Origin of the sequence: Citrobacter pasteurii, assembly GCF_019047765.1 — a bacterium.
Lineage (GTDB): Bacteria > Pseudomonadota > Gammaproteobacteria > Enterobacterales > Enterobacteriaceae > Citrobacter > Citrobacter pasteurii.
Window position 1 is genome coordinate 666,260 of the sequence record NZ_CP077262.1, and the last position, 26,699, is coordinate 692,958.

45 protein-coding genes are annotated in these 26,699 nt (G+C 50.6%); 43 read left to right on the forward strand and 2 right to left on the reverse strand.

Annotation, left to right across the window (positions count from 1 at the left end; genetic code table 11):
* Positions 1 to 66: 66 nt before the first annotated feature.
* The 4 genes from kefG (at position 67) to slyD (ending at position 3,333) form a co-directional block, all read left to right on the forward strand.
* Positions 67 to 618, forward strand: a complete 552-nt coding sequence (gene kefG / locus I6L54_RS03190; protein WP_005121673.1) for a glutathione-regulated potassium-efflux system ancillary protein KefG — start codon at positions 67 to 69, stop codon at positions 616 to 618.
* Positions 618 to 2,423, forward strand: coding sequence for a glutathione-regulated potassium-efflux system protein KefB (kefB, locus tag I6L54_RS03195; RefSeq protein ID WP_040231766.1), 1,806 nt, complete (start codon positions 618 to 620; stop codon positions 2,421 to 2,423). The genes kefG and kefB overlap by 1 nt, the downstream gene beginning before the upstream one ends.
* 9 nt (positions 2,424 to 2,432) lie before the next feature.
* Positions 2,433 to 2,633, forward strand: coding sequence for a YheV family putative zinc ribbon protein (locus tag I6L54_RS03200; protein ID WP_005121675.1), 201 nt, complete (start codon positions 2,433 to 2,435; stop codon positions 2,631 to 2,633).
* Between the two features lie 94 nt (positions 2,634 to 2,727).
* The gene (gene slyD / locus I6L54_RS03205) at positions 2,728 to 3,333 is read left to right on the forward strand and encodes a peptidylprolyl isomerase (protein ID WP_003023634.1); all 606 of its coding nucleotides are present in this window, start codon (positions 2,728 to 2,730) and stop codon (positions 3,331 to 3,333) included.
* Between the two features lie 113 nt (positions 3,334 to 3,446).
* On the opposite strand, the gene I6L54_RS03210 is transcribed toward slyD, so the two are convergent.
* Positions 3,447 to 3,665, reverse strand: a complete 219-nt coding sequence (locus I6L54_RS03210; protein ID WP_003023639.1) for a protein SlyX — start codon at positions 3,663 to 3,665, stop codon at positions 3,447 to 3,449.
* Between the two features lie 232 nt (positions 3,666 to 3,897).
* On the opposite strand from I6L54_RS03210, the gene fkpA reads away from it, so the two are divergent.
* The 11 genes from fkpA (at position 3,898) to bfr (ending at position 12,105) form a co-directional block, all read left to right on the forward strand.
* Positions 3,898 to 4,716 carry an FKBP-type peptidyl-prolyl cis-trans isomerase gene (fkpA, locus tag I6L54_RS03215; protein ID WP_003023641.1) on the forward strand — a complete coding sequence of 273 codons (819 nt, stop codon included), beginning with the start codon at positions 3,898 to 3,900 and terminating at the stop codon, positions 4,714 to 4,716.
* 167 nt (positions 4,717 to 4,883) lie between these two features.
* Positions 4,884 to 5,606, forward strand: coding sequence for a helix-turn-helix transcriptional regulator (locus I6L54_RS03220; RefSeq protein WP_003023643.1), 723 nt, complete (start codon positions 4,884 to 4,886; stop codon positions 5,604 to 5,606).
* On the forward strand, positions 5,606 to 5,992 hold the full coding sequence (gene tusD, locus I6L54_RS03225) for a sulfurtransferase complex subunit TusD (RefSeq protein ID WP_040231768.1): 387 nt from the start codon (positions 5,606 to 5,608) through the stop codon (positions 5,990 to 5,992). The genes I6L54_RS03220 and tusD overlap by 1 nt, the downstream gene beginning before the upstream one ends.
* Positions 5,992 to 6,351 carry a sulfurtransferase complex subunit TusC gene (gene tusC, locus I6L54_RS03230; RefSeq protein ID WP_005121678.1) on the forward strand — a complete coding sequence of 120 codons (360 nt, stop codon included), beginning with the start codon at positions 5,992 to 5,994 and terminating at the stop codon, positions 6,349 to 6,351. The genes tusD and tusC overlap by 1 nt, the downstream gene beginning before the upstream one ends.
* A gap of 7 nt (positions 6,352 to 6,358) precedes the next feature.
* Positions 6,359 to 6,646, forward strand: coding sequence for a sulfurtransferase complex subunit TusB (gene tusB, locus I6L54_RS03235; RefSeq protein ID WP_005121679.1), 288 nt, complete (start codon positions 6,359 to 6,361; stop codon positions 6,644 to 6,646).
* A 125-nt stretch (positions 6,647 to 6,771) separates the two neighbouring features.
* The gene (gene rpsL, locus I6L54_RS03240; RefSeq protein WP_003023654.1) at positions 6,772 to 7,146 is read left to right on the forward strand and encodes a 30S ribosomal protein S12; all 375 of its coding nucleotides are present in this window, start codon (positions 6,772 to 6,774) and stop codon (positions 7,144 to 7,146) included.
* 95 nt (positions 7,147 to 7,241) lie between these two features.
* Positions 7,242 to 7,712 carry a 30S ribosomal protein S7 gene (gene rpsG, locus I6L54_RS03245; protein ID WP_003023657.1) on the forward strand — a complete coding sequence of 157 codons (471 nt, stop codon included), beginning with the start codon at positions 7,242 to 7,244 and terminating at the stop codon, positions 7,710 to 7,712.
* A 96-nt stretch (positions 7,713 to 7,808) separates the two neighbouring features.
* On the forward strand, positions 7,809 to 9,923 hold the full coding sequence (fusA, locus tag I6L54_RS03250; protein ID WP_003023659.1) for an elongation factor G: 2,115 nt from the start codon (positions 7,809 to 7,811) through the stop codon (positions 9,921 to 9,923).
* A gap of 69 nt (positions 9,924 to 9,992) precedes the next feature.
* Positions 9,993 to 11,177 carry an elongation factor Tu gene (tuf, locus tag I6L54_RS03255; RefSeq protein WP_003031109.1) on the forward strand — a complete coding sequence of 395 codons (1,185 nt, stop codon included), beginning with the start codon at positions 9,993 to 9,995 and terminating at the stop codon, positions 11,175 to 11,177.
* A 185-nt stretch (positions 11,178 to 11,362) separates the two neighbouring features.
* Entirely contained in the window at positions 11,363 to 11,557 is a 195-nt protein-coding gene (gene bfd, locus I6L54_RS03260) for a bacterioferritin-associated ferredoxin (RefSeq protein ID WP_003031111.1), read from the forward strand.
* Positions 11,558 to 11,628: 71 nt separating this feature from the next.
* On the forward strand, positions 11,629 to 12,105 hold the full coding sequence (bfr, locus tag I6L54_RS03265; protein ID WP_040232010.1) for a bacterioferritin: 477 nt from the start codon (positions 11,629 to 11,631) through the stop codon (positions 12,103 to 12,105).
* On the opposite strand, the gene I6L54_RS03270 is transcribed toward bfr, so the two are convergent.
* Complete coding sequence (locus tag I6L54_RS03270) at positions 12,102 to 12,569, reverse strand: prepilin peptidase (RefSeq protein WP_040232012.1); 468 nt, start codon at positions 12,567 to 12,569, stop codon at positions 12,102 to 12,104. The two genes, bfr and I6L54_RS03270, sit on opposite strands and share 4 nt — an antisense overlap.
* Positions 12,570 to 12,948: 379 nt before the next feature.
* Here I6L54_RS03270 and rpsJ point away from each other — a divergent pair, with 379 nt between their 5' ends.
* From rpsJ to rplQ, 28 genes are all read left to right on the forward strand, one after another.
* Positions 12,949 to 13,260 (forward strand): 30S ribosomal protein S10, encoded by a 312-nt coding sequence (gene rpsJ / locus I6L54_RS03275; protein WP_001181005.1) that lies wholly within the window; start codon positions 12,949 to 12,951, stop codon positions 13,258 to 13,260.
* A gap of 32 nt (positions 13,261 to 13,292) precedes the next feature.
* Positions 13,293 to 13,922, forward strand: a complete 630-nt coding sequence (gene rplC / locus I6L54_RS03280; protein WP_003031117.1) for a 50S ribosomal protein L3 — start codon at positions 13,293 to 13,295, stop codon at positions 13,920 to 13,922.
* A 10-nt stretch (positions 13,923 to 13,932) separates the two neighbouring features.
* On the forward strand, positions 13,933 to 14,538 hold the full coding sequence (gene rplD, locus I6L54_RS03285; protein WP_003031119.1) for a 50S ribosomal protein L4: 606 nt from the start codon (positions 13,933 to 13,935) through the stop codon (positions 14,536 to 14,538).
* Positions 14,535 to 14,837: a 50S ribosomal protein L23 gene (gene rplW, locus I6L54_RS03290; RefSeq protein ID WP_000617546.1), complete on the forward strand. Its 303-nt coding sequence runs from the start codon at positions 14,535 to 14,537 to the stop codon at positions 14,835 to 14,837. Before rplD ends, rplW begins: the two co-directional genes overlap by 4 nt.
* A gap of 17 nt (positions 14,838 to 14,854) precedes the next feature.
* Positions 14,855 to 15,676, forward strand: coding sequence for a 50S ribosomal protein L2 (gene rplB, locus I6L54_RS03295; RefSeq protein WP_000301869.1), 822 nt, complete (start codon positions 14,855 to 14,857; stop codon positions 15,674 to 15,676).
* A 16-nt stretch (positions 15,677 to 15,692) separates the two neighbouring features.
* Positions 15,693 to 15,971 carry a 30S ribosomal protein S19 gene (gene rpsS / locus I6L54_RS03300; RefSeq protein ID WP_001138115.1) on the forward strand — a complete coding sequence of 93 codons (279 nt, stop codon included), beginning with the start codon at positions 15,693 to 15,695 and terminating at the stop codon, positions 15,969 to 15,971.
* Between the two features lie 14 nt (positions 15,972 to 15,985).
* Positions 15,986 to 16,318, forward strand: coding sequence for a 50S ribosomal protein L22 (gene rplV, locus I6L54_RS03305; RefSeq protein ID WP_000448832.1), 333 nt, complete (start codon positions 15,986 to 15,988; stop codon positions 16,316 to 16,318).
* A gap of 17 nt (positions 16,319 to 16,335) precedes the next feature.
* Positions 16,336 to 17,037: a 30S ribosomal protein S3 gene (gene rpsC / locus I6L54_RS03310; RefSeq protein ID WP_000529945.1), complete on the forward strand. Its 702-nt coding sequence runs from the start codon at positions 16,336 to 16,338 to the stop codon at positions 17,035 to 17,037.
* Positions 17,038 to 17,049: 12 nt separating this feature from the next.
* Positions 17,050 to 17,460 carry a 50S ribosomal protein L16 gene (gene rplP / locus I6L54_RS03315; RefSeq protein ID WP_000941208.1) on the forward strand — a complete coding sequence of 137 codons (411 nt, stop codon included), beginning with the start codon at positions 17,050 to 17,052 and terminating at the stop codon, positions 17,458 to 17,460.
* Positions 17,460 to 17,651, forward strand: a complete 192-nt coding sequence (gene rpmC / locus I6L54_RS03320; RefSeq protein WP_000644742.1) for a 50S ribosomal protein L29 — start codon at positions 17,460 to 17,462, stop codon at positions 17,649 to 17,651. The genes rplP and rpmC overlap by 1 nt, the downstream gene beginning before the upstream one ends.
* The gene (gene rpsQ, locus I6L54_RS03325; RefSeq protein ID WP_003031120.1) at positions 17,651 to 17,905 is read left to right on the forward strand and encodes a 30S ribosomal protein S17; all 255 of its coding nucleotides are present in this window, start codon (positions 17,651 to 17,653) and stop codon (positions 17,903 to 17,905) included. Before rpmC ends, rpsQ begins: the two co-directional genes overlap by 1 nt.
* 163 nt (positions 17,906 to 18,068) lie before the next feature.
* Positions 18,069 to 18,440, forward strand: a complete 372-nt coding sequence (gene rplN / locus I6L54_RS03330; RefSeq protein WP_000613954.1) for a 50S ribosomal protein L14 — start codon at positions 18,069 to 18,071, stop codon at positions 18,438 to 18,440.
* A gap of 10 nt (positions 18,441 to 18,450) precedes the next feature.
* Entirely contained in the window at positions 18,451 to 18,765 is a 315-nt protein-coding gene (gene rplX / locus I6L54_RS03335) for a 50S ribosomal protein L24 (RefSeq protein ID WP_003031122.1), read from the forward strand.
* 14 nt (positions 18,766 to 18,779) lie between these two features.
* Positions 18,780 to 19,319 (forward strand): 50S ribosomal protein L5, encoded by a 540-nt coding sequence (gene rplE, locus I6L54_RS03340; RefSeq protein WP_003031123.1) that lies wholly within the window; start codon positions 18,780 to 18,782, stop codon positions 19,317 to 19,319.
* A 14-nt stretch (positions 19,320 to 19,333) separates the two neighbouring features.
* Positions 19,334 to 19,639 (forward strand): 30S ribosomal protein S14, encoded by a 306-nt coding sequence (gene rpsN, locus I6L54_RS03345; RefSeq protein WP_003031125.1) that lies wholly within the window; start codon positions 19,334 to 19,336, stop codon positions 19,637 to 19,639.
* 30 nt (positions 19,640 to 19,669) lie between these two features.
* On the forward strand, positions 19,670 to 20,062 hold the full coding sequence (rpsH, locus tag I6L54_RS03350) for a 30S ribosomal protein S8 (protein ID WP_003031127.1): 393 nt from the start codon (positions 19,670 to 19,672) through the stop codon (positions 20,060 to 20,062).
* A gap of 12 nt (positions 20,063 to 20,074) precedes the next feature.
* Complete coding sequence (rplF, locus tag I6L54_RS03355) at positions 20,075 to 20,608, forward strand: 50S ribosomal protein L6 (protein WP_003031129.1); 534 nt, start codon at positions 20,075 to 20,077, stop codon at positions 20,606 to 20,608.
* 9 nt (positions 20,609 to 20,617) lie between these two features.
* The gene (rplR, locus tag I6L54_RS03360) at positions 20,618 to 20,971 is read left to right on the forward strand and encodes a 50S ribosomal protein L18 (RefSeq protein WP_000358960.1); all 354 of its coding nucleotides are present in this window, start codon (positions 20,618 to 20,620) and stop codon (positions 20,969 to 20,971) included.
* 14 nt (positions 20,972 to 20,985) lie between these two features.
* Positions 20,986 to 21,489, forward strand: coding sequence for a 30S ribosomal protein S5 (gene rpsE, locus I6L54_RS03365; protein ID WP_003031131.1), 504 nt, complete (start codon positions 20,986 to 20,988; stop codon positions 21,487 to 21,489).
* A 3-nt stretch (positions 21,490 to 21,492) separates the two neighbouring features.
* The gene (gene rpmD, locus I6L54_RS03370) at positions 21,493 to 21,672 is read left to right on the forward strand and encodes a 50S ribosomal protein L30 (RefSeq protein WP_001140434.1); all 180 of its coding nucleotides are present in this window, start codon (positions 21,493 to 21,495) and stop codon (positions 21,670 to 21,672) included.
* Between the two features lie 3 nt (positions 21,673 to 21,675).
* Entirely contained in the window at positions 21,676 to 22,110 is a 435-nt protein-coding gene (gene rplO, locus I6L54_RS03375; RefSeq protein ID WP_003031132.1) for a 50S ribosomal protein L15, read from the forward strand.
* A 7-nt stretch (positions 22,111 to 22,117) separates the two neighbouring features.
* Positions 22,118 to 23,449 (forward strand): preprotein translocase subunit SecY, encoded by a 1,332-nt coding sequence (gene secY, locus I6L54_RS03380; protein WP_001118864.1) that lies wholly within the window; start codon positions 22,118 to 22,120, stop codon positions 23,447 to 23,449.
* A 30-nt stretch (positions 23,450 to 23,479) separates the two neighbouring features.
* Positions 23,480 to 23,596 (forward strand): 50S ribosomal protein L36, encoded by a 117-nt coding sequence (rpmJ, locus tag I6L54_RS03385; protein WP_000868187.1) that lies wholly within the window; start codon positions 23,480 to 23,482, stop codon positions 23,594 to 23,596.
* 146 nt (positions 23,597 to 23,742) lie between these two features.
* A complete protein-coding gene (gene rpsM, locus I6L54_RS03390; RefSeq protein ID WP_003031135.1) occupies positions 23,743 to 24,099 on the forward strand; it encodes a 30S ribosomal protein S13 in 357 nt (118 codons plus the stop codon).
* A gap of 16 nt (positions 24,100 to 24,115) precedes the next feature.
* Positions 24,116 to 24,505 (forward strand): 30S ribosomal protein S11, encoded by a 390-nt coding sequence (gene rpsK / locus I6L54_RS03395; protein ID WP_003031137.1) that lies wholly within the window; start codon positions 24,116 to 24,118, stop codon positions 24,503 to 24,505.
* 33 nt (positions 24,506 to 24,538) lie between these two features.
* Positions 24,539 to 25,159 carry a 30S ribosomal protein S4 gene (gene rpsD / locus I6L54_RS03400; RefSeq protein WP_003031138.1) on the forward strand — a complete coding sequence of 207 codons (621 nt, stop codon included), beginning with the start codon at positions 24,539 to 24,541 and terminating at the stop codon, positions 25,157 to 25,159.
* 25 nt (positions 25,160 to 25,184) lie between these two features.
* Positions 25,185 to 26,174, forward strand: a complete 990-nt coding sequence (locus I6L54_RS03405; protein ID WP_003031139.1) for a DNA-directed RNA polymerase subunit alpha — start codon at positions 25,185 to 25,187, stop codon at positions 26,172 to 26,174.
* A gap of 40 nt (positions 26,175 to 26,214) precedes the next feature.
* The gene (gene rplQ / locus I6L54_RS03410; protein WP_001216370.1) at positions 26,215 to 26,598 is read left to right on the forward strand and encodes a 50S ribosomal protein L17; all 384 of its coding nucleotides are present in this window, start codon (positions 26,215 to 26,217) and stop codon (positions 26,596 to 26,598) included.
* Positions 26,599 to 26,699 lie beyond the last annotated feature (101 nt).

The following is a 26,699-nucleotide window of genomic DNA, read 5'->3' on the forward strand; positions in this document are numbered from 1 at the left end:
GCACCGAGGCGCAATGGTAGCCCAAAACGCCGAAAATAGACAAAAGACAAAACCGGGAGGGGGATGATGTCCCAGCCAGCGAAAGTGTTGCTGCTGTATGCCCATCCGGAATCTCAGGACTCGGTCGCGAACCGGGTTCTGCTTAAACCGGCCATGCAGCTCAGTAATGTTACCGTGCACGATCTTTACGCGCACTATCCCGATTTTTTTATCGATATTTCTCACGAGCAGGAACTGCTGCGTGAGCATGACGTGATTGTTTTTCAGCATCCGCTCTATACCTATAGCTGCCCGGCCCTGCTAAAGGAGTGGCTTGACCGCGTACTGAGCCGTGGGTTTGCCAGTGGCCCCGGGGGGAACCAACTGGCGGGAAAGTATTGGCGGAGTGTGATCACCACTGGTGAACCGGAAAGTGCGTATCGGTATGACGCGCTGAACCGCTATCCGATGAGTGATGTGCTACGTCCTTTTGAGCTGACGGCAGGAATGTGCCGGATGCACTGGATGAGCCCCATCATCGTTTACTGGGCCAGACGGCAAACGAAGCAGGCGCTGGACAGCCATGCGAAAGCGTATGGTGACTGGCTGGCGAATCCGATTCCAGTGGGAGGCCGCTGATGGAAGGTTCTGATTTATTGACTGCGGGAGTGCTATTCCTTTTCGCGGCGGTGGCTGCGGTGCCGTTGGCATCGCGGCTGGGTATTGGACCGGTGTTGGGTTATTTGCTGGCGGGGATCGCGATTGGCCCATGGGGACTTGGATTCATCAGTGACGTGGATGAAATTCTACATTTCTCCGAGCTGGGCGTGGTCTTCCTGATGTTCATCATTGGGCTGGAACTTAACCCGGCCAAACTATGGCAATTGCGGCGTTCAATTTTTGGTGTCGGTGCCGCGCAGGTGTTACTTAGCGCGCTTGTCCTGGCAGGGTTATTGATGCTCACTGACTTTTCCTGGCAGGCGGCGGTAGTCGGTGGGATTGGTTTGGCGATGTCATCGACGGCAATGGCGTTACAGTTGATGCGGGAAAAGGGGATGAACCGCAGCGAATCCGGACAACTGGGCTTTTCGGTGCTGTTGTTCCAGGATTTGGCGGTGATCCCTGCGTTGGCGCTGGTTCCGCTGTTAGCAGGATCAGCCGATGAACATTTTGACTGGATCAAAGTGGGCATGAAAGTGTTGGCTTTTGCTGGCATGTTGATTGGCGGACGCTATCTGCTGCGTCCTGTATTTCGCTTTATTGCGGGGTCCGGCGTGCGGGAAGTGTTTACCGCGGCCACATTGCTACTGGTATTGGGCTCTGCGTTATTCATGGATGCGCTGGGCCTGTCGATGGCGCTGGGAACGTTTATTGCGGGCGTGCTGCTGGCGGAAAGCGAATATCGACATGAACTGGAAACGGCGATTGATCCCTTTAAAGGGCTTTTGCTCGGGTTATTTTTCATCTCGGTGGGGATGTCACTTAACCTTGGCGTGCTTTATACCCATATTTTGTGGGTAGTGGCGAGCGTGATAGTACTGGTCATTGTGAAGACGCTGGTGCTGTATGTACTGGCGCGGCTGAACGGCATGAGAAGCTCGGAGCGGATGCAATTTGCGGGGGTGCTAAGCCAGGGCGGAGAATTTGCCTTCGTGCTGTTTTCAACAGCATCTTCCCAGCGGTTGTTTCAGGGCGATCAAATGGCACTTTTGCTGGTGACTGTCACGTTGTCGATGATGACCACGCCACTGCTGATGAAGCTGATTGATAAATGGCTCTCCCACCAGTTTAACGGTCCGGAAGAAGAAGATGAAAAACCCTGGGTGGAAGATGATAAACCGCAGGTGATTGTGGTGGGCTTCGGGCGGTTCGGTCAGGTTATTGGACGCCTGTTGATGGCCAATAAAATGCGTATTACCGTCCTGGAGCGGGATATCAGTGCGGTGAATCTGATGCGTAAATATGGCTATAAAGTCTATTACGGTGACGCCACGCAGGTGGAGCTTTTACGTTCCGCTGGCGCAGAGGCGGCGCAGTCTATTGTGATCACCTGCAATGAACCTGAAGACACGATGAAGCTGGTGGAATTGTGCCAACAACATTTTCCGCATTTGCATATTCTTGCGCGTGCGCGCGGACGTGTAGAGGCGCATGAGCTATTACAGGCCGGTGTCACGCAGTTTTCCCGTGAAACCTTCTCGAGCGCACTGGAACTGGGGCGCAAAGCGCTGGTGTCGTTGGGGATGCATCCGCATCAGGCGCAGCGTGCCCAGTTGCATTTTCGTCGACTCGATATGCACATGCTACGGGAATTGATCCCGATGCACACCGATACGGTGCAAATCTCTCGAGCCAGAGAGGCCCGCCGTGAGCTGGAGGAGATTTTTCAGCGGGAGATGCAGAATGAACGGCGCCAGTTGGATGGCTGGGATGAATTTGAGTAGAGGATAACCATGGCAATTCGTAAACGTTTTATTGCAGGTGCAAAATGTCCGTCCTGCCAGGCGCAGGATTCGCTGGCGATGTGGCGTGAAAATAATATCGATATTGTTGAGTGTGTTAAGTGCGGTCATCAGATGCGTGAGGCCGATAAAGAGGCGCGCGAGCACGTTCGCAAAGAAGAGCAAGTGATCGGGATTTTTCATCCGGACTAGCGATATGCCGCAGCTTTTTTTAAGCTAGAGGGTACACAGGTGCAGAATTCCGCTACAATCTGCGCCACTATTCTTTCCACGCTCAGGAGATATCATGAAAGTAGCAAAGGACCTGGTGGTCAGCCTGGCCTATCAGGTACGTACAGAAGACGGTGTGTTGGTTGATGAGTCTCCGGTGAGTGCACCGCTGGACTACCTGCATGGTCACGGTTCCCTGATCTCTGGCCTGGAAACAGCGCTGGACGGTCATGAAGTTGGCGATAAATTCGATGTTGCTGTAGGCGCAAACGACGCTTACGGTCAGTATGATGAAAATCTGGTGCAGCGCGTTCCTAAAGACGTCTTCATGGGCGTTGACGAACTGCAGGTTGGCATGCGTTTCCTGGCTGAAACTGACCAGGGGCCGGTACCGGTAGAAATTACCGAAGTGGAAGACGACCACGTTGTGGTTGACGGTAACCACATGCTGGCTGGCCAGAATCTGAAATTCAACGTCGAAGTTGTCGCGATCCGTGAAGCGACCGAAGAAGAACTGGCTCATGGCCACGTTCACGGTGCGCACGGCCACGACCACGATCATGACCACGGTCATGACGGTTGCTGCGGTGGTCACGGTCACGACCATGGTCACGAGCACGGCGGCGAAGGCTGCTGCGGCGGTGGCGGTAAAGGTAACGGCGGCGGCTGCGGTTGCCACTAAGCCGTATGTTTGCCTGATGGCGCTGCGCTTATCAGGCCTACGGTAGGTCGGATAAGGCGTTTACGTCGTCATCGGGCACAAAAAAAGCGGGAATATCCCGCTTTTTTTACGTCTCAATAATGTGGCGGCGGGGTCTCTTCAGACTGTGACGCGATATGAGACGGCTGAGTGGCTTTGAGCTTTTCTGTCAGCAGACGCAGATGGTCGCGCAGTTTGGCCATTTCCAGTTCATGCGCGGTCACGGTTACGTTCAGCTCTTCAATGGTTATTTCCTGAAACGCCAGGCGACTCTCCAGCTCAGCCAGGCGAGTTTCCATCGTAGTATCCTGCATGATTCACCTCTTCTGTTTTTCTCCGGCAGATCGCGGACTGCGGCGAATTCTACTTAACTTTGCCTGTTTGCACAGCACACAATCTTCGGTCACGAAACTAATTTAAACAAAAAGAGTCTGAAAAGTGGTGATAATAGGGCGTGCCTGTATGTTGATTTGTTCTGCAACGCTTTATAGTACATTTTTATGTTAGTTAACCCTGGGGTGAGATGCCCCGGCCCTGGAGAGATGGATGAAATCACTGTTTAAAGTAACGCTGCTGGCGACCACAATGGCCGTTGCACTGCATGCCCCGATCACCTTCGCTGCTGATGCTGCGAAACCAGCCGCTACCGCTGACAGCAAAGCAGCATTCAAAAATGACGACCAAAAAGCCGCTTACGCGCTGGGCGCGTCCCTGGGTCGTTATATGGAAAACTCCCTGAAAGAACAGGAAAAACTGGGCATCAAACTGGATAAAGATCAGTTGATCGCGGGTGTTCAGGATGCGTTTGCAGATAAGAGCAAACTGTCTGACCAGGAAATCGAACAAACTCTGCAGGCATTTGAAGCGCGCGTGAAGAGCTCCGCTCAGGCAAAAATGGAAAAAGACGCGGCTGACAACGAAGCCAAAGGTAAAGTATACCGCGAGAAATTTGCTAAAGAGAAAGGCGTTAAAACCTCTGCCACTGGCCTGGTCTACAAAGTGGAGAAAGAAGGTACCGGTGCCGCTCCGAAAGACAGCGATACGGTGGTCGTGAACTACAAAGGCACGCTGATCGATGGTAAAGAGTTTGATAACTCTTACACCCGTGGTGAGCCGCTCTCTTTCCGTCTTGACGGTGTAATCCCGGGCTGGACTGAGGGCCTGAAAAACATCAAGAAAGGCGGCAAAATCCAGCTGGTTATCCCACCGGATCTGGCTTACGGCAAAACCGGCGTTCCGGGCATTCCGGCCAACTCTACGCTGGTCTTTGATGTTGAACTGTTAGATATCAAACCGGCACCGAAAGCTGACGCGCAGCCAGATGCTGCGCCGGCAGATAAAGCTGCAGACAGCAGCAAAAAATAAGCTAACAGAAACCGCCGCCCACAGGGCGGCGGTTTTTTATTATCGACAGGATATAATTAATACTGGAAAGCGCCTTGTGCGCTGTATTACTTTAGATGCCCCTATAATAGTGATGAGCCTGCCCTGACAACATAACGACAGGCTCCTGAAAAGGAGTGCTTTTTTCCATGTCCAGGTCGCTTTTAACCAACGAAACCAGTGAGCTAGATTTACTGGATCAACGTCCTTTCGATCAAACCGACTTCGATATCCTTAAATCCTATGAAGCGGTAGTGGACGGGTTGGCGATGCTCATTGGTTCCCATTGTGAAATCGTATTGCACTCTTTGCAGGATTTGAAATGCTCGGCCATTCGCATCGCTAACGGTGAACACACGGGCCGTAAAATTGGCTCGCCGATTACCGACCTTGCGTTGCGTATGCTGCATGATATGACGGGTGCGGATAGCAGCGTGTCGAAGTGTTATTTCACACGCGCGAAAAGCGGTGTCTTGATGAAGTCGGTGACGATTGCTATTCGCAACCGTGAGCATCGCGTGATTGGTCTGCTGTGCATCAACATGAACCTTGATGTTCCTTTCTCGCAGATAATGAATACCTTTATCCCGCCAGAGACCCCGGAAGTGGGATCAGCTGTGAACTTCGCGTCCTCAGTCGAAGATCTGGTGACGCAGACGCTGGAGTTCACCATTGAAGAAGTGAACGCCGATCGTAATGTCTCCAACAATGCCAAAAATCGTCAGATTGTCCTGAACCTGTATGAGAAAGGGATCTTCGATATTAAAGATGCGATCAATCAGGTCGCCGATCGTCTGAACATCTCTAAGCACACGGTTTACCTCTATATTCGCCAGTTCAAAAGCGGTGATTTCCAGGGGCAAGATAAGTAATGCGTTTTGCCATCATGGTAACCGGGCCCGCCTACGGCACACAGCAAGCGAGTAGCGCATTGCAATTTGCGCATGCGCTACTCGAAGAAGGACACGAGTTGTGTAGCGTCTTCTTTTATCGTGAGGGCGTGTATAACGCGAACGTTCTGACATCGCCCGCCAGTGATGAATTTGATTTAGTACGAGCCTGGCAAAAGCTTTACCAACAGCATGGCGTGGCGCTGAATATCTGCGTTGCGGCAGCCTTGCGGCGTGGTGTTGTTGATGAGACTGAGGCAACACGGCTAGGGTTGTCTGGTGCTAATTTACAATCAGGATTTACTCTCAGCGGTCTTGGATCGCTGGCTGAAGCATCCCTGACGTGCGATCGCGTGGTGCAGTTTTAATGAAACGAGTTGCCTTTGTTTTTTCTACTGTGCCGCACGGTAGCGCATCCGGCCGCGAAGGGTTAGATGCCTTACTGGCGACATCGGCTTTAACGGATGATCTCGGCGTATTTTTCATCGGCGATGGCGTTTTCCAAATCCTCCAGGGTCAGCAGCCGGATGTCGTTCTGGCGCGAGACTATATTGCTACTTTCAAACTGTTAGGATTGTACGATATAGAACAATGCTGGCTTTGTGCGGCCTCATTGCGTGAGCGAGGCCTGGCAGAGGGGGCGAATTTTGTGGTTGATGCGACGGCGCTCGAACCGGAAGATTTGCGGCGTGAGCTTGGCAACTATGACGTCATTTTGAGGTTTTGAGGCTCTCATGCTGCATATTTTACATCGCTCTGCGTGGCTAACCGACTTCTCCTCCCTCCTGCGTCTGATCGCTGAAGATGACGAGCTTTTACTGCTTCAGGATGGCGTCACTGCAGCAATAGAAGGCAGTCGTTTCCTTGAAAGTCTGAAAAATGCCTCCATTAAGGTCTATGTACTGGAAGAAGACATTAAAGCTCGCGGGTTGGGTGGTCAAATTTCAGACAGTGTCGTCAGGGTTGGCTATACTGACTTCGTCAGACTTACGGTGAAGCATCTCAGCCAGATGACCTGGTAATTGTGGGATCGTTGTATATTTCTTGACACCTTTTCGACACCGACCTAAAATTCTGCGTCCTCATATTGTATGAGGTCGTTTTATTACGTGTTTACGAAGCAAAAGCTAAAACCAGGAGCTATTTAATGGCAACAGTTAACCAGCTGGTACGCAAACCACGTGCACGCAAAGTTGCAAAAAGCAACGTGCCTGCGCTGGAAGCATGCCCGCAGAAACGTGGCGTATGTACTCGTGTATATACTACCACTCCTAAAAAACCGAACTCCGCACTGCGTAAAGTTTGCCGTGTTCGTCTGACTAACGGTTTTGAAGTGACTTCCTACATCGGTGGTGAAGGTCACAACCTGCAGGAGCACTCCGTGATCCTGATCCGTGGCGGTCGTGTAAAAGACCTCCCGGGTGTTCGTTACCACACCGTTCGTGGTGCGCTTGACTGCTCCGGCGTTAAAGACCGTAAGCAATCACGCTCCAAGTATGGCGTGAAACGTCCTAAGGCTTAATGGTTCTCCGTTAAGTAAGGCCAAACGTTTTATATTAATGTCAAACTAAACTCTTAGAGTTTTGGACAATCCTGAATTAACAACGGAGTATTTCCATGCCACGTCGTCGCGTCATTGGTCAGCGTAAAATTCTGCCGGATCCGAAGTTCGGATCAGAACTGCTGGCTAAATTTGTAAATATCCTGATGGTAGATGGTAAAAAATCTACTGCCGAAACTATCGTATACAGCGCGCTGGAGACCCTGGCTCAGCGTTCTGGTAAAAACGAACTGGAAGCTTTCGAAGTAGCTCTCGAAAACGTGCGCCCGACTGTCGAAGTTAAGTCTCGCCGCGTTGGTGGTTCTACTTATCAGGTACCAGTTGAAGTCCGTCCGGTCCGTCGTAATGCCCTGGCAATGCGTTGGATCGTTGAAGCTGCTCGTAAACGCGGTGATAAATCCATGGCTCTGCGCCTGGCGAACGAACTTTCTGATGCTGCAGAAAACAAAGGTACTGCAGTTAAGAAACGTGAAGACGTTCACCGTATGGCAGAAGCCAACAAGGCGTTCGCACACTACCGTTGGTAATCCCTTCGGAGTTTTAGTCACCAGGCGGGCGCTTCTAGTAAGCAGCCCGCTTTGGGCTACTTAAATTGAACGCCTAAAAGATAAACGAGGAATCAAATGGCTCGTACAACACCCATCGCGCGCTACCGTAACATCGGTATCAGTGCGCACATCGACGCCGGTAAAACCACTACTACCGAACGTATTCTGTTCTACACCGGTGTAAACCATAAAATCGGTGAAGTTCATGACGGCGCAGCCACCATGGACTGGATGGAGCAGGAGCAGGAGCGTGGTATTACTATCACCTCCGCAGCGACTACTGCATTCTGGTCTGGTATGGCTAAGCAGTACGAACCGCATCGCGTAAACATCATCGACACCCCGGGGCACGTTGACTTCACAATCGAAGTAGAACGTTCCATGCGTGTGCTTGATGGTGCAGTAATGGTTTACTGCGCAGTTGGTGGTGTTCAGCCTCAGTCTGAAACCGTATGGCGTCAGGCAAACAAATATAAAGTTCCGCGCATTGCGTTCGTTAACAAAATGGACCGTATGGGTGCGAACTTCCTGAAAGTTGTTGGTCAGATCAAAACCCGTCTGGGCGCGAACCCTGTTCCGCTGCAGCTGGCAATTGGCGCTGAAGAAGCGTTCACCGGTGTTGTTGACCTGGTGAAAATGAAAGCCATCAACTGGAACGAAGAAGATGCAGGCGTAACCTTCACTTATGAAGATATCCCGGCTGACATGCAGGAACTGGCTGAAGAATGGCACCAGAACCTGATCGAGTCCGCTGCGGAAGCTTCAGAAGAGCTGATGGAGAAATACCTGGGTGGTGAAGAACTGACTGAAGAAGAGATCAAAAAAGCTCTGCGTCAGCGTGTTCTGAACAATGAAATCATCCTGGTAACCTGTGGTTCTGCGTTCAAGAACAAAGGTGTTCAGGCGATGCTGGATGCGGTAATTGATTACCTGCCATCCCCAGTCGACGTACCTGCGATCAACGGTATTCTGGACGACGGTAAAGATACTCCTGCTGAGCGTCATGCTAGCGATGACGAGCCGTTCGCTGCTCTGGCATTCAAAATCGCTACCGACCCGTTCGTGGGTAACCTGACCTTCTTCCGTGTGTACTCTGGTGTGGTTAACTCCGGTGACACCATCCTGAACTCCGTCAAAACTGCACGTGAGCGTTTTGGCCGTATCGTTCAGATGCACGCCAACAAACGTGAAGAGATCAAAGAAGTTCGCGCGGGCGATATCGCGGCTGCAATCGGTCTGAAAGACGTGACCACTGGTGACACTCTGTGTGACCCGGATCACCCGATCATTCTGGAACGTATGGAATTCCCTGAACCGGTAATCTCCATCGCAGTTGAACCGAAAACCAAAGCTGACCAGGAAAAAATGGGTCTGGCTCTGGGCCGTCTGGCTAAAGAAGACCCGTCTTTCCGTGTATGGACTGACGAAGAATCTAACCAGACCATTATCGCCGGTATGGGTGAGCTGCACCTCGACATCATCGTTGACCGTATGAAGCGTGAATTCAACGTTGAAGCGAACGTCGGTAAACCTCAGGTTGCTTACCGCGAAGCGATTCGTGCGAAAGTTACCGATATCGAAGGTAAACACGCTAAGCAGTCTGGTGGTCGCGGTCAGTACGGTCATGTTGTTATCGACATGTACCCGCTGGAGCCGGGTTCAAACCCGAAAGGCTACGAGTTCATCAACGACATCAAAGGTGGTGTAATTCCTGGCGAATACATCCCGGCCGTTGATAAAGGCATCCAGGAACAGCTGAAATCTGGCCCGCTGGCTGGTTACCCGGTTGTTGATCTGGGCGTGCGTCTGCACTTCGGTTCTTACCATGACGTTGACTCCTCTGAGCTGGCGTTTAAACTGGCCGCTTCTATCGCCTTCAAAGATGGCTTTAAGAAAGCGAAACCAGTTCTGCTTGAACCTATCATGAAGGTTGAAGTAGAGACTCCGGAAGAGAACACTGGTGACGTTATCGGTGACTTGAGCCGCCGTCGTGGTATGCTTCGTGGTCAGGAATCCAACGTCACTGGCGTTGTTATCCACGCTGAAGTTCCGCTGTCTGAAATGTTCGGATATGCAACCCAACTGCGTTCTCTGACCAAAGGCCGTGCTTCTTACTCCATGGAGTTCCTGAAGTACGACGATGCGCCGAACAACGTTGCTCAGGCCGTTATTGAAGCCCGTGGTAAATAAGCCACAGGATTAAAACCTAAGTCCCGTGCTCTCTCCACAGGGGAGAGCACTATAGTAAGGAATATAGCCGTGTCTAAAGAAAAATTTGAACGTACAAAACCGCACGTTAACGTCGGCACCATCGGCCACGTTGACCACGGTAAAACTACCCTGACCGCTGCAATCACCACCGTACTGGCTAAAACCTACGGCGGTGCTGCTCGTGCTTTCGACCAGATCGATAACGCTCCGGAAGAAAAAGCTCGTGGTATCACCATCAACACTTCTCACGTTGAATATGACACCCCGACTCGCCACTACGCGCACGTAGACTGCCCGGGCCACGCCGACTATGTTAAAAACATGATCACCGGTGCTGCGCAGATGGACGGCGCGATCCTGGTTGTTGCTGCGACTGACGGCCCGATGCCGCAGACTCGTGAGCACATCCTGCTGGGTCGTCAGGTAGGCGTTCCGTACATCATCGTGTTCCTGAACAAATGCGACATGGTTGATGACGAAGAGCTGCTGGAACTGGTAGAAATGGAAGTTCGTGAACTTCTGTCTCAGTACGATTTCCCGGGCGATGACACGCCGATCGTTCGTGGTTCTGCTCTGAAAGCGCTGGAAGGCGAAGCAGAGTGGGAAGCGAAAATCATCGAACTGGCTGGCTTCCTGGATTCTTACATCCCGGAACCAGAACGTGCTATCGATAAGCCGTTCCTGCTGCCAATCGAAGACGTATTCTCCATCTCCGGTCGTGGTACCGTTGTTACCGGTCGTGTAGAGCGCGGTATCATCAAAGTTGGTGAAGAAGTTGAAATCGTTGGTATCAAAGAGACTGCCAAGTCTACCTGTACTGGCGTTGAAATGTTCCGCAAACTGCTGGACGAAGGCCGTGCTGGTGAGAACGTTGGTGTTCTGCTGCGTGGTATCAAACGTGAAGAAATCGAACGTGGTCAGGTACTGGCTAAGCCGGGCTCTATCAAGCCGCACACCAAGTTCGAATCTGAAGTGTACATTCTGTCCAAAGACGAAGGCGGCCGTCATACTCCGTTCTTCAAAGGCTACCGTCCGCAGTTCTACTTCCGTACTACTGACGTGACAGGTACCATTGAACTGCCGGAAGGCGTAGAGATGGTAATGCCGGGCGACAACATCAAAATGGTTGTTACCCTGATCCACCCGATCGCGATGGATGACGGTCTGCGTTTCGCAATCCGTGAAGGCGGCCGTACCGTTGGCGCGGGCGTTGTTGCTAAAGTAATGAGCTAATTATTGCTTAATTAGCTTTGAGCTTAAAAAGGGCGCTTAGGCGCCCTTTTTGCTACCTGTGATTTAACCGTTGTCATATTTGTTCGCATTTTTTGTTCATTCTTCCATCGCGTAAATAGCGTTGTGCTATTGTAATCATAACTATTCTCATTTACACTTTGCGCAGAAATTGAACGGGAGCGATCATGTACGTTTGTTTGTGTAATGCGATAAGTGATAAAAAAATTCGCCAGGCTGTTCGCCAGTTTCATCCTCAGTCCTTTCAGCAATTACGTAAGTTTATTCCTGTTGGAAATCAATGTGGTAAGTGCATTCGTGCTGCGCGTGAAGTCATGCAGGATGAATTAACTCAAATGCCAGAATTTAAAGAGATCGCCTAAGTCACACTCTTTTTTTTGACATCCCTGTAGCCCCATCTACGCTCTAAGAGTGGAAGCGGAGGGACTATAAAATGAAAGGTGATGTTAAAATCATAAATTATCTCAATAAACTATTGGGAAATGAGCTTGTCGCAATCAACCAGTATTTTCTCCATGCCCGTATGTTTAAAAACTGGGGACTGACTCGCCTCAATGATGTTGAGTACCATGAATCAATAGATGAGATGAAACACGCGGATAAATATATTGAGCGTATTTTATTCTTAGAAGGTCTTCCAAACTTACAAGATCTAGGTAAGTTGGGGATTGGTGAAGATGTTGAAGAGATGCTGCAATCCGATCTTCGACTCGAGCTTGATGGTGCGAAAGATTTACGCGAAGCCATTGCTTATGCCGATAGCGTTCATGACTATGTTAGTCGGGACATGATGATTGAGATCCTGACTGAAGAAGAAGGGCATATCGATTGGCTCGAAACGGAGTTGGATCTGATTGGAAAACTTGGATTGCAAAACTATCTGCAATCGCAAATTAAGGTCAGCGACTAACCTCCCTGTATCAGATTTAGCCAGCCAACAACAAAACCCGCAGCCGCCAGATATGGCCCAAAAGGCAGCGGGTTTTTTAATTTCTTTTTTCCATGCGTCATAAATGCTACGCCTGTTATGCAGCAAGCCAGTCCGGCGGCAAGTAAGATCAACAGAGGTAATGAGTCCCATCGATGCCACGCGCCAAGTGCGGCGAGAAATTTTACGTCCCCATAGCCTAATCCTTCCTGGTGCCATGCCAGGCGGTATCCCCAATAGAAGAGAGAAAATACACCATACCCTGCAATGGCACCCCAAAGTGCATCGGACAACTGTGTGGGGTTGCAACATTGATGAAAAAGAAGACCACTCCAGAGAAGAGGGCAGGTGAATTTGTCGGGCAATAGCCCAGTACGCAAATCCTGAACCCCAAGCAGTCCGGATAGAGAGATATAAATCAGCAAAAAGGGAAGTTCAGTATTCATGTCTCAATCCGGTGCGAGAAAGATGTAACTCTCAGGCAAGTCGCGCTAGCTGCACAATGCCCGAATATCCATTTTGCTGACGTCTTTCCAGAGAATTTTCGCCGCGTGAAAGTGAATACAATCAGAGTGGAACAGCACTCGCATCTGCGTAAGAGTGATTAATTTCTACACGGCACTTGCGTCAGGCTGAGATTTACGTATAATGCGCGGGCTTGTCTTAATTGACGGCTGGTTCAATCAGGACCACTGATAGTCGATTTGACTATCTGACAATGTTCCCAATTGGGGAACTCTGTAAGAACGGTTACACTCTCCCATCAATCGTAATGGGTTTGAGGAGTAACTATTTCGTCTATAAAATAATTGGAGCTCTGGTCTCATGCAGAACCAAAGAATCCGTATCCGTTTGAAAGCGTTTGATCATCGTCTGATCGATCAATCAACCGCGGAAATCGTCGAGACTGCCAAGCGCACTGGTGCGCAGGTTCGTGGTCCGATCCCGCTGCCGACCCGCAAAGAGCGTTTCACCGTTCTGATCTCCCCGCACGTTAACAAAGACGCGCGTGATCAGTACGAGATTCGTACTCACAAGCGTCTGGTTGACATCGTTGAGCCAACTGAAAAAACCGTTGATGCTCTGATGCGTCTGGACCTGGCTGCCGGTGTAGACGTGCAGATCAGCCTGGGTTAATCAGGTCATCGAGCGATTGAGAGGTTGATACAATGATTGGTTTAGTCGGTAAAAAAGTGGGTATGACCCGCATCTTCACTGAAGATGGCGTATCTATCCCAGTAACCGTTATCGAAGTTGAAGCAAACCGCGTTACTCAGGTTAAAGATCTGGCTAACGATGGCTATCGCGCTGTTCAGGTTACCACCGGTGCTAAAAAAGCTAACCGCGTAACTAAGCCGGAAGCTGGCCACTTTGCTAAAGCTGGCGTAGAAGCTGGCCGTGGCCTGTGGGAGTTCCGTCTGGCAGATGGTGAAGAATACACCGTTGGTCAGAACATTAGCGTTGAACTGTTTGCTGACGTTAAAAAAGTTGACGTAACCGGTACCTCTAAAGGTAAAGGTTTCGCTGGTACCGTTAAGCGCTGGAACTTCCGTACCCAGGACGCTACTCACGGTAACTCCTTGTCTCACCGCGTTCCGGGTTCTATCGGTCAGAACCAGACTCCGGGCAAAGTGTTCAAAGGCAAGAAAATGGCAGGTCAGCTGGGCAACGAACGTGTAACCGTTCAGAGCCTGGACGTAGTACGTGTTGACGCTGAGCGCAACCTGCTGCTGGTTAAAGGTGGTGTTCCGGGTGCGACCGGTTGCGACCTGATCGTTAAACCAGCTGTGAAGGCGTAAGGGGATAGCAATGGAATTAGTATTGAAAGACGCGCAGAGCGCGCTGACTGTTTCCGAAACTACCTTCGGTCGTGATTTCAACGAAGCGCTGGTTCACCAGGTTGTTGTTGCTTATGCAGCTGGTGCTCGTCAGGGTACTCGTGCTCAGAAGACTCGTGCTGAAGTAACTGGTTCAGGCAAAAAGCCGTGGCGCCAGAAAGGTACCGGCCGTGCGCGTTCAGGTTCTATCAAGAGCCCGATCTGGCGTTCAGGTGGCGTGACCTTCGCTGCTCGTCCACAGGACCACAGTCAAAAAGTTAACAAAAAGATGTACCGCGGCGCGCTGAAAAGCATTCTGTCCGAACTGGTACGTCAGGATCGTCTGATCGTTGTCGAATCATTCTCTGTTGAAGCGCCTAAAACTAAGCTGCTGGCACAGAAACTGAAAGACATGGCTCTGGAAGATGTGCTGATCATCACCGGTGAGCTGGACGAAAATCTGTTCCTCGCAGCACGTAACCTGCACAAGGTTGACGTTCGCGATGCAACGGGTATCGACCCGGTTAGCCTGATCGCCTTCGACAAAGTCGTAATGACTGCTGATGCTGTTAAGCAAGTTGAGGAGATGCTGGCATGATTCGTGAAGAACGTCTGCTGAAAGTGCTGCGCGCACCGCACGTTTCTGAAAAAGCGTCTACTGCGATGGAAAAAACTAACACCATCGTTCTCAAAGTTGCTAAAGACGCGACTAAAGCAGAAATCAAAGCTGCTGTGCAGAAACTGTTTGAAGTCGAAGTCGAAGTCGTTAACACCCTGGTAGTTAAAGGGAAAGTTAAACGTCACGGACAGCGTATCGGTCGTCGTAGCGACTGGAAAAAAGCTTACGTCACCCTGAAGGAAGGCCAGAATCTGGACTTCGTCGGCGGCGCTGAGTAAGTCGGAGGAGTAATACAATGGCAGTTGTTAAATGTAAACCGACATCTCCGGGTCGTCGCCACGTTGTTAAAGTGGTCAACCCAGAGCTGCACAAGGGCAAACCTTTTGCTCCGCTGGTTGAAAAAAACAGCAAATCCGGTGGTCGTAACAACAATGGCCGCATCACCACTCGTCACATCGGTGGTGGTCACAAGCAGGCTTATCGTATTGTTGACTTCAAACGCAACAAAGACGGTATCCCGGCAGTTGTTGAACGTCTTGAGTACGATCCGAACCGCTCCGCGAACATCGCGCTGGTTCTGTACAAAGACGGTGAACGCCGTTACATTCTGGCCCCTAAAGGCCTGAAAGCTGGCGACCAGATTCAATCTGGCGTTGATGCTGCAATCAAAGCAGGTAACACCCTGCCGATGCGCAATATCCCGGTTGGTTCTACCGTTCATAACGTAGAAATGAAACCAGGTAAAGGCGGTCAGCTGGCACGTTCCGCTGGTACTTACGTTCAGATCGTTGCTCGTGATGGTGCTTATGTCACCCTGCGTCTGCGTTCTGGTGAAATGCGTAAAGTCGAAGCAGATTGCCGTGCGACTCTGGGCGAAGTTGGCAATGCTGAGCATATGCTGCGCGTTCTGGGTAAAGCAGGTGCTGCACGCTGGCGTGGTGTTCGTCCTACCGTTCGCGGTACTGCGATGAACCCAGTCGATCACCCACATGGTGGTGGTGAAGGTCGTAACTTTGGTAAGCACCCGGTAACTCCGTGGGGCGTTCAGACCAAAGGTAAGAAGACCCGCAGCAACAAGCGTACTGATAAATTCATCGTACGTCGCCGTAGCAAATAATTTTAGAGGATAAGCCATGCCACGTTCTCTCAAGAAAGGTCCTTTTATTGACCTGCACTTGCTGAAGAAGGTAGAGAAAGCGGTGGAAAGCGGAGACAAGAAGCCCCTGCGCACTTGGTCCCGTCGTTCAACGATCTTTCCTAACATGATCGGTTTGACCATCGCTGTCCATAATGGTCGTCAGCACGTTCCGGTATTTGTTTCCGACGAAATGGTCGGTCACAAACTGGGTGAATTCGCACCGACTCGTACTTATCGCGGCCACGCTGCTGATAAAAAAGCGAAGAAGAAATAAGGTAGGAGGAAGAGATGGAAACTTTAGCTCAACATCGCCATGCTCGTTCTTCTGCTCAGAAGGTTCGCCTTGTTGCAGACCTGATTCGCGGTAAGAAAGTGTCGCAGGCTCTGGATATTCTGACCTACACCAATAAGAAAGCGGCTGTATTGGTTAAGAAAGTCCTGGAATCTGCCATTGCTAACGCTGAACACAACGATGGCGCTGACATTGACGATCTGAAAGTTACGAAAATTTTCGTAGACGAAGGCCCGAGCATGAAGCGCATTATGCCGCGTGCAAAAGGTCGTGCAGATCGCATCCTGAAGCGCACCAGCCACATTACTGTGGTTGTGTCCGATCGCTGAGACTCTGGAGACTAGCAATGGGTCAGAAAGTACATCCTAATGGTATTCGCCTGGGTATTGTAAAACCATGGAACTCAACCTGGTTTGCGAACACCAAAGAATTCGCTGACAACCTGGACAGCGATTTTAAAGTACGTCAGTACCTGACTAAGGAACTGGCTAAAGCGTCTGTATCTCGTATCGTTATCGAGCGTCCGGCTAAGAGCATCCGTGTGACCATTCACACCGCTCGCCCGGGTATCGTTATCGGTAAGAAAGGCGAAGACGTAGAAAAACTGCGCAAAGTCGTAGCGGATATTGCTGGCGTTCCTGCTCAGATCAATATCGCCGAAGTGCGTAAGCCTGAACTGGACGCAAAATTGGTTGCTGACAGCATCACTTCTCAGCTGGAACGTCGCGTTATGTTCCGTCGTGCTATGAAGCGTGCTGTACAGAACGCAATGCGTCTGGGCGCTAAAGGTATCAAAGTTGAAGTTAGCGGCCGTCTGGGCGGCGCGGAAATCGCACGTACCGAATGGTACCGCGAAGGTCGCGTACCTCTGCACACTCTGCGTGCTGACATCGACTACAACACCTCTGAAGCGCACACCACTTACGGTGTAATCGGCGTTAAAGTGTGGATCTTCAAAGGCGAGATCCTGGGTGGTATGGCTGCTGTTGAACAACCGGAAAAACCGGCTGCGCAACCTAAAAAGCAGCAGCGTAAAGGCCGTAAATAAGGAGCGTCGCTGATGTTACAACCAAAGCGTACAAAATTCCGTAAAATGCACAAAGGCCGTAACCGCGGTCTGGCTGCTGGCGCGGATGTTAGCTTCGGCAGCTTCGGTCTGAAAGCTGTTGGCCGTGGTCGTCTGACTGCCCGTCAGATCGAAGCAGCACGTCGTGCTATGACCCGTGCAGTTAAGCGTCAAGGTAAGATCTGGATCCGTGTATTCCCGGACAAACCGATCACTGAAAAGCCGCTGGCAGTGCGTATGGGTAAAGGTAAAGGTAACGTGGAGTATTGGGTTGCCTTGATTCAGCCGGGTAAAGTCCTGTATGAAATGGACGGCGTACCGGAAGAGCTGGCCCGTGAAGCATTCAAGCTGGCAGCAGCGAAACTGCCGATTAAAACCACCTTTGTAACTAAGACGGTGATGTAATGAAAGCAAAAGAGCTGCGTGAGAAGAGTGTTGAAGAGCTGAACACCGAGCTGCTGAATCTGCTGCGTGAGCAGTTCAACCTGCGTATGCAGGCTGCAAGTGGCCAGCTGCAACAGTCTCACCTGTTGAAGCAAGTGCGTCGTGACGTCGCACGCGTTAAGACTTTACTGACTGAGAAGGCGGGTGCGTAATGACCGATAAAATCCGTACTCTGCAAGGTCGCGTTGTTAGCGATAAAATGGAGAAATCCATCGTTGTTGCTATCGAACGTTTTGTGAAACACCCGATCTACGGTAAATTCATTAAGCGTACGACCAAACTGCACGTACATGACGAGAACAACGAATGCGGTACTGGTGACGTGGTTGAAATCCGCGAATGCCGTCCGCTGTCCAAGACTAAGTCCTGGACGCTGGTTCGCGTTGTAGAGAAAGCCGTTCTGTAATACAGTAGGCATTCTCAACGAATAAACGGCTCAGCGATGAGCCGTTTATTTTTTCTACCCATATCGTTGAAGCGGTGTTATAATGCCGCGCCCCCGATATGGGGCTTTTTTAACGACCTGATTTTCGGGTCTCAGTAGTAGTTGACATTAGCGGAGCACTAAAATGATCCAAGAACAGACTATGCTGAACGTCGCCGACAACTCCGGTGCACGTCGCGTAATGTGTATCAAGGTTCTGGGTGGCTCGCACCGTCGCTACGCAGGCGTCGGCGATATCATCAAGATCACCATCAAGGAAGCAATTCCGCGTGGTAAGGTCAAAAAAGGTGATGTGCTGAAGGCGGTAGTGGTGCGCACCAAGAAGGGTGTTCGTCGCCCGGACGGTTCTGTCATTCGCTTCGATGGTAATGCATGCGTTATTTTAAACAATAACAGCGAGCAACCTATCGGTACGCGTATTTTTGGGCCGGTAACTCGTGAACTTCGTAACGAGAAGTTCATGAAAATTATCTCTCTGGCACCAGAAGTACTCTAAGGAGCGAATCATGGCAGCGAAGATCCGTCGTGATGACGAAGTTATCGTGTTAACCGGTAAAGATAAAGGTAAACGCGGTAAAGTTAAGAATGTCCTGTCTTCCGGCAAGGTCATTGTTGAAGGTATCAACCTGGTTAAGAAACATCAGAAGCCGGTTCCGGCCCTGAACCAACCAGGCGGCATCGTAGAGAAAGAAGCAGCTATTCAGATCTCTAACCTTGCTATCTTCAACGCGGCAACCGGCAAGGCTGACCGTGTAGGCTTTAGATTCGAAGACGGCAAAAAAGTCCGTTTCTTCAAATCTAACAGCGAAACTATCAAGTAATTTGGAGTAGTACGATGGCGAAACTGCATGATTACTACAAAGACGAAGTAGTCGCTAAACTCATGACTGAGTTTAACTACAATTCTGTCATGCAAGTCCCTCGGGTCGAGAAGATCACCCTGAACATGGGTGTTGGTGAAGCGATCGCTGACAAGAAACTGCTGGATAACGCAGCAGCTGACCTGACAGCAATCTCCGGTCAAAAACCGCTGATCACCAAAGCACGCAAATCAGTTGCAGGCTTCAAAATCCGTCAGGGCTATCCGATCGGCTGTAAAGTAACTCTGCGTGGCGAACGCATGTGGGAGTTCTTTGAGCGCCTGATCACTATTGCTGTTCCACGTATCCGTGACTTCCGTGGCTTGTCCGCTAAGTCTTTCGACGGTCGTGGTAACTACAGCATGGGTGTCCGTGAGCAGATCATCTTCCCAGAAATCGACTACGATAAAGTCGACCGCGTGCGTGGTTTGGATATTACCATTACCACTACTGCGAAATCTGACGAAGAAGGCCGTGCTCTGCTGGCTGCCTTTGACTTCCCGTTCCGCAAGTAAGGTAGGGTTACTGAATGGCTAAGCAATCAATGAAAGCACGCGAAGTAAAGCGCGTAGCTTTAGCTGATAAGTACTTCGCAAAACGCGCTGAACTGAAAGCTATTATCTCTGATGTGAACGCGACCGACGAAGATCGTTGGAACGCAGTTCTCAAGCTGCAGTCTCTGCCGCGTGATTCCAGCCCGTCCCGTCAGCGTAACCGCTGCCGTCAAACAGGTCGTCCGCATGGCTATGTGGGCAAGTTCGGGTTGAGCCGTATCAAACTGCGTGAAGCCGCCATGCGCGGTGAAGTACCAGGCTTGAAAAAGGCTAGCTGGTAATTACCAATTGAATCACGGGAGTAAAGACAGATGAGCATGCAAGATCCGATCGCGGATATGCTGACCCGTATCCGTAACGGTCAGGCCGCGAATAAAGCTGCGGTCACCATGCCTTCCTCCAAGCTGAAAGTGGCAATTGCCAACGTGCTGAAGGAAGAAGGTTTTATTGAAGATTTTAAAGTTGAAGGCGACACCAAGCCGGAACTGGAACTTACTCTCAAGTATTTCCAGGGTAAAGCTGTTGTAGAAAGCATTCAGCGTGTCAGTCGCCCAGGTCTGCGCATTTATAAGCGTAAAGACGAGCTGCCGAAAGTTATGGCTGGCATGGGTATCGCAGTTGTTTCTACCTCTAAAGGTGTTATGACTGATCGTGCAGCGCGCCAGGCTGGTCTTGGTGGCGAAATTATCTGCTACGTAGCCTAATCGGAGGAAAAAATGTCTCGTGTTGCTAAAGCACCGGTCGTTATTCCTGCCGGCGTTGATGTAAAAATCAACGGTCAGGTTATTACGATCAAAGGTAAAAACGGCGAGCTGACTCGTACTCTCAACGATGCTGTTGCAGTAAATCATGCAGATAATGCACTGACCTTCGGTCCGCGTGATGGTTACGCAGATGGATGGGCTCAGGCTGGTACCGCGCGTGCCCTGCTGAATGCAATGGTTGTCGGTGTTACCGAAGGCTTCACTAAGAAGCTTCAGCTGGTTGGTGTAGGTTATCGTGCAGCGGTTAAAGGGAATGTAGTAAACCTGGCTTTAGGTTTCTCTCACCCAGTTGACCATCAGCTGCCTGCGGGAATCACTGCAGAATGTCCGTCTCAGACTGAAATCGTGCTGAAAGGCGCTGATAAACAGCTGATCGGTCAGGTTGCAGCAGATCTGCGCGCCTACCGTCGTCCTGAGCCTTATAAAGGCAAGGGTGTTCGTTACGCCGACGAAGTCGTGCGTACCAAAGAGGCTAAGAAGAAGTAAGGTAACACTATGGATAAGAAATCTGCTCGTATCCGTCGTGCGACCCGCGCACGCCGCAAGCTCCAGGAGCTGGGTGCAACTCGCCTGGTGGTACATCGTACCCCGCGTCATATTTACGCACAGGTAATTGCACCGAACGGTTCTGAAGTTCTGGTAGCTGCTTCTACTGTAGAAAAAGCTATCGCTGAACAATTGAAGTACACCGGTAACAAAGACGCTGCTGCAGCTGTAGGTAAAGCTGTTGCTGAACGCGCTCTGGAAAAAGGCATCAAAGATGTTTCTTTTGACCGTTCCGGGTTCCAATATCATGGTCGTGTCCAGGCACTGGCAGATGCTGCCCGTGAAGCTGGCCTTCAGTTCTAAGGTAGAGGTGTAAGATGGCTCACATCGAAAAACAAGCTGGCGAACTGCAGGAAAAGCTGATCGCGGTTAACCGCGTATCTAAAACCGTTAAAGGTGGTCGTATTTTCTCCTTCACAGCTCTGACTGTAGTTGGTGATGGTAACGGTCGCGTTGGTTTTGGTTACGGTAAAGCGCGTGAAGTTCCAGCAGCGATCCAGAAAGCGATGGAAAAAGCCCGTCGCAATATGATTAACGTCGCGCTGAACCACGGCACCCTGCAGCACCCGGTTAAGGGTACTCACACGGGTTCTCGTGTATTCATGCAGCCGGCTTCCGAAGGTACCGGTATCATCGCCGGTGGTGCAATGCGCGCCGTTCTGGAAGTCGCTGGAGTTCGTAACGTTCTGGCTAAAGCGTATGGTTCCACTAACCCGATTAACGTGGTTCGTGCAACTATCGATGGTCTGGAAAATATGAAATCTCCGGAAATGGTCGCTGCCAAGCGTGGTAAATCCGTTGAAGAAATTCTGGGGAAATAAACCATGGCAAAGACTATTAAAATTACTCAAACCCGCAGTGCAATCGGTCGTCTGCCGAAACACAAGGCAACGCTGCTTGGCCTGGGTCTACGTCGTATTGGTCACACCGTAGAGCGCGAGGATACTCCTGCTGTTCGTGGTATGGTCAACGCGGTTTCCTTCATGGTTAAAGTTGAGGAGTAAGAGATGCGTTTAAATACTCTGTCTCCGGCCGAAGGCTCTAAAAAAGCGGCTCGCCGCCTGGGTCGTGGTATCGGTTCTGGCCTCGGTAAAACCGGTGGTCGTGGTCACAAAGGTCAGAAGTCTCGTTCTGGCGGTGGCGTACGTCGCGGTTTCGAGGGTGGTCAGATGCCTCTGTACCGTCGTCTGCCGAAATTCGGCTTCACTTCACGTAAAGCAGCGATTACAGCCGAAGTTCGTCTGTCTGACCTGGCTAAAGTTGAAGGCGGTGTTGTAGACCTGAACACGCTGAAAGCAGCTAACATTATCGGTATCCAGATCGAGTTCGCGAAAGTGATCCTGGCTGGTGAAGTCACTACTCCGGTAACTGTTCGTGGCCTGCGTGTTACTAAAGGCGCTCGTGCTGCTATCGAAGCTGCTGGCGGTAAAATCGAGGAATAAGTAGCAGATGGCTAAACAACCGGGATTAGATTTTCAAAGTGCCAAAGGTGGCTTAGGCGAGCTGAAACGCAGACTGCTGTTTGTAATCGGCGCGCTGATTGTGTTCCGTATTGGCTCTTTCATTCCGATCCCTGGTATTGATGCCGCTGTACTTGCCAAACTGCTTGAGCAACAGCGAGGCACCATCATTGAAATGTTTAACATGTTCTCTGGTGGTGCACTCAGCCGTGCTTCTATCTTTGCTCTGGGGATCATGCCGTATATTTCGGCGTCGATCATTATCCAGTTGCTGACGGTGGTTCATCCAACGCTGGCAGAAATTAAGAAAGAAGGGGAGTCTGGTCGTCGTAAGATCAGCCAGTACACCCGCTACGGTACTCTGGTGCTGGCTATATTCCAGTCGATCGGTATTGCTACCGGTCTGCCGAATATGCCTGGTATGCAGGGCCTGGTGATGAACCCAGGCTTTGCATTCTATTTCACCGCTGTTGTAAGTCTGGTTACAGGGACGATGTTCCTGATGTGGTTGGGTGAACAGATTACTGAACGTGGTATCGGCAACGGTATCTCAATCATTATCTTCGCCGGTATTGTCGCGGGACTCCCGCCAGCCATTGCCCATACTATCGAGCAAGCGCGTCAAGGCGACCTGCACTTCCTCGTGTTGCTGTTGGTTGCAGTATTAGTATTCGCAGTGACGTTCTTTGTTGTATTTGTTGAGCGTGGTCAACGCCGCATTGTGGTAAACTACGCGAAACGTCAGCAAGGTCGTCGTGTCTATGCTGCACAGAGCACACATTTACCGCTGAAAGTGAATATGGCGGGGGTAATCCCGGCAATCTTCGCTTCCAGTATTATTCTGTTCCCGGCGACCATCGCGTCATGGTTCGGGGGCGGGACTGGTTGGAACTGGCTGACAACAATTTCGCTGTATTTGCAGCCTGGGCAACCGCTTTATGTGTTACTCTATGCGTCTGCAATCATATTCTTCTGTTTCTTCTACACGGCGTTGGTTTTCAACCCGCGTGAAACAGCAGATAACCTGAAGAAGTCCGGTGCATTTGTACCAGGAATTCGTCCGGGAGAGCAAACGGCGAAGTATATCGATAAAGTAATGACCCGCCTGACTTTGGTTGGTGCGCTCTACATTACCTTTATCTGCCTGATCCCGGAGTTCATGCGTGATGCAATGAAAGTACCGTTCTACTTCGGTGGGACCTCACTGCTTATCGTTGTTGTCGTGATTATGGACTTTATGGCTCAAGTGCAAACTCTGATGATGTCAAGTCAGTACGAGTCTGCATTGAAGAAGGCGAATCTGAAAGGCTACGGCCGTTAACAGTCGCCCGAGAAGTTACGGAGAGTAAAAATGAAAGTTCGTGCTTCCGTCAAGAAATTATGCCGTAACTGCAAAATCGTTAAGCGTGATGGTGTCATCCGTGTGATTTGCAGTGCCGAGCCGAAGCATAAACAGCGCCAAGGCTGATTTATTCGCATATTTTTCTTGCAAAGTTGGGTTGAGCTGGCTAGATTAGCCAGCCAATCTTTTGTATGTCTGTGCGTTTCCATTTGAGTATCCTGAAAACGGGCTTTTCAGCATGGTGCGTACATATTAAATAGTAGGAGTGCATAGTGGCCCGTATAGCAGGCATTAACATTCCTGATCAGAAACATGCTGTGATCGCATTAACTTCGATCTACGGCGTCGGCAAGACCCGTTCTAAAGCCATTCTGGCTGCCGCGGGTATCGCTGAAGATGTTAAGATCAGTGAGCTGTCTGAAGAACAAATCGACACGCTGCGTGACGAAGTTGCCAAATTTGTCGTTGAAGGTGATCTGCGCCGTGAAGTTAGCATGAGCATCAAGCGCCTTATGGACCTTGGTTGCTATCGCGGTTTGCGTCATCGTCGTGGTCTCCCGGTTCGCGGTCAGCGTACCAAGACCAACGCACGTACCCGTAAGGGTCCGCGCAAACCGATCAAGAAATAATCGGGGTGATTGAATAATGGCAAAGGCACCAATTCGTGCACGTAAACGTGTAAGAAAACAAGTCTCTGACGGCGTGGCTCATATCCATGCTTCTTTTAACAACACCATCGTTACCATTACTGATCGTCAGGGTAACGCACTGGGTTGGGCAACAGCCGGTGGTTCCGGTTTCCGTGGTTCTCGCAAATCCACTCCGTTTGCAGCTCAGGTTGCAGCAGAGCGTTGCGCTGAAGCCGTAAAAGAATACGGTATCAAGAATCTGGAAGTTATGGTCAAAGGACCGGGTCCAGGTCGCGAATCTACTGTTCGTGCTCTGAACGCCGCTGGTTTCCGCATCACTAATATTACTGATGTGACTCCGATCCCTCATAACGGTTGTCGTCCGCCGAAAAAACGTCGCGTATAACGCTGTCGTTTCTAGGATTGTTGGAGAAAGAAAATGGCAAGATATTTGGGTCCTAAGCTCAAGCTGAGCCGTCGTGAGGGCACTGACTTATTCCTTAAGTCTGGCGTTCGCGCGATCGATACCAAGTGTAAAATTGAACAAGCTCCTGGCCAGCACGGTGCGCGTAAACCGCGTCTGTCTGACTATGGTGTGCAGTTGCGTGAAAAGCAAAAAGTTCGCCGTATCTACGGTGTGCTGGAGCGTCAGTTCCGTAACTACTACAAAGAAGCAGCACGTCTGAAAGGCAACACCGGTGAAAACCTGCTGGGTCTGCTGGAAGGTCGTCTGGACAACGTTGTATACCGTATGGGCTTCGGTGCCACTCGTGCAGAAGCACGTCAGCTGGTCAGCCATAAAGCAATTATGGTAAACGGTCGTGTTGTTAACATCGCTTCTTATCAGGTTAGTCCGAATGACGTTGTTAGCATTCGTGAGAAAGCGAAGAAGCAGTCTCGCGTGAAAGCCGCTCTGGAGCTGGCTGAGCAGCGTGAAAAGCCAACCTGGCTGGAAGTTGATGCTGGCAAGATGGAAGGTACGTTCAAGCGTAAGCCGGAGCGTTCTGATCTGTCTGCGGACATTAACGAACACCTGATCGTCGAGCTTTACTCCAAGTAAAGCTTAGTACCAAAGAGAGGACACAATGCAGGGTTCTGTGACAGAGTTTCTAAAACCGCGCCTGGTAGATATCGAGCAAGTGAGTTCGACGCACGCCAAGGTGACCCTTGAGCCTTTAGAGCGTGGCTTTGGCCATACTTTGGGTAACGCACTGCGCCGTATTCTGCTCTCATCGATGCCGGGTTGCGCGGTGACCGAGGTTGAGATTGATGGTGTACTACATGAGTACAGCACCAAAGAAGGCGTTCAGGAAGATATCCTGGAAATCCTGCTCAACCTGAAAGGGCTGGCGGTGAGAGTTCAGGGTAAAGATGACGTTATTCTTACCTTGAATAAATCTGGCATTGGCCCTGTGACTGCAGCCGACATTACCCATGATGGGGATGTCGAAATCGTCAAGCCACAGCACGTGATCTGCCACCTGACCGATGAGAACGCATCTATTAGCATGCGCATCAAAGTTCAGCGCGGTCGTGGTTATGTGCCGGCTTCTACCCGAATTCATTCGGAAGAAGATGAGCGCCCAATCGGCCGTCTGCTGGTCGACGCATGCTACAGCCCTGTAGAGCGTATTGCCTACAATGTTGAAGCAGCGCGTGTAGAACAGCGTACCGACCTGGACAAGCTGGTCATCGAAATGGAAACCAACGGCACAATCGATCCTGAAGAGGCGATTCGTCGTGCGGCAACCATTCTGGCTGAACAACTTGAAGCTTTCGTTGACTTACGTGATGTTCGTCAGCCGGAAGTTAAAGAAGAGAAACCAGAATTCGATCCGATCCTGCTGCGCCCTGTTGACGATCTGGAATTGACTGTCCGCTCTGCTAACTGCCTCAAAGCAGAAGCTATCCACTATATCGGTGATCTGGTACAGCGTACTGAGGTTGAGCTTCTTAAGACGCCTAACCTTGGTAAAAAATCTCTTACTGAGATTAAAGACGTGCTGGCTTCCCGTGGACTGTCTCTGGGCATGCGCCTGGAAAACTGGCCACCGGCAAGCATCGCTGACGAGTAACCGGATCACAGGTTAAGGTTTTACTGAGAAGGATAAGGTCATGCGCCATCGTAAGAGTGGTCGTCAACTGAACCGCAACAGCAGCCATCGCCAGGCTATGTTCCGCAATATGGCAGGTTCACTGGTTCGTCATGAAATCATCAAGACGACTCTGCCGAAAGCGAAAGAGCTGCGTCGCGTAGTTGAGCCGCTGATTACTCTTGCCAAGACTGATAGCGTAGCTAATCGTCGTCTGGCATTCGCCCGCACTCGTGATAACGAGATCGTGGCAAAACTGTTTAACGAACTGGGCCCGCGTTTCGCGAGCCGCGCCGGTGGTTACACTCGCATTCTGAAGTGTGGTTTCCGTGCAGGCGACAACGCGCCGATGGCATACATCGAGCTGGTTGATCGTTCAGAGAAAACAGAAGCTGCTGCAGAGTAATCTGTAGTAACGTAAAAAAACCCGCCTCGGCGGGTTTTTTTATATCCGTCATATCCCCACTTATCTACAATATCTGTATTCTTTTTGTTCATCCCCTGGAG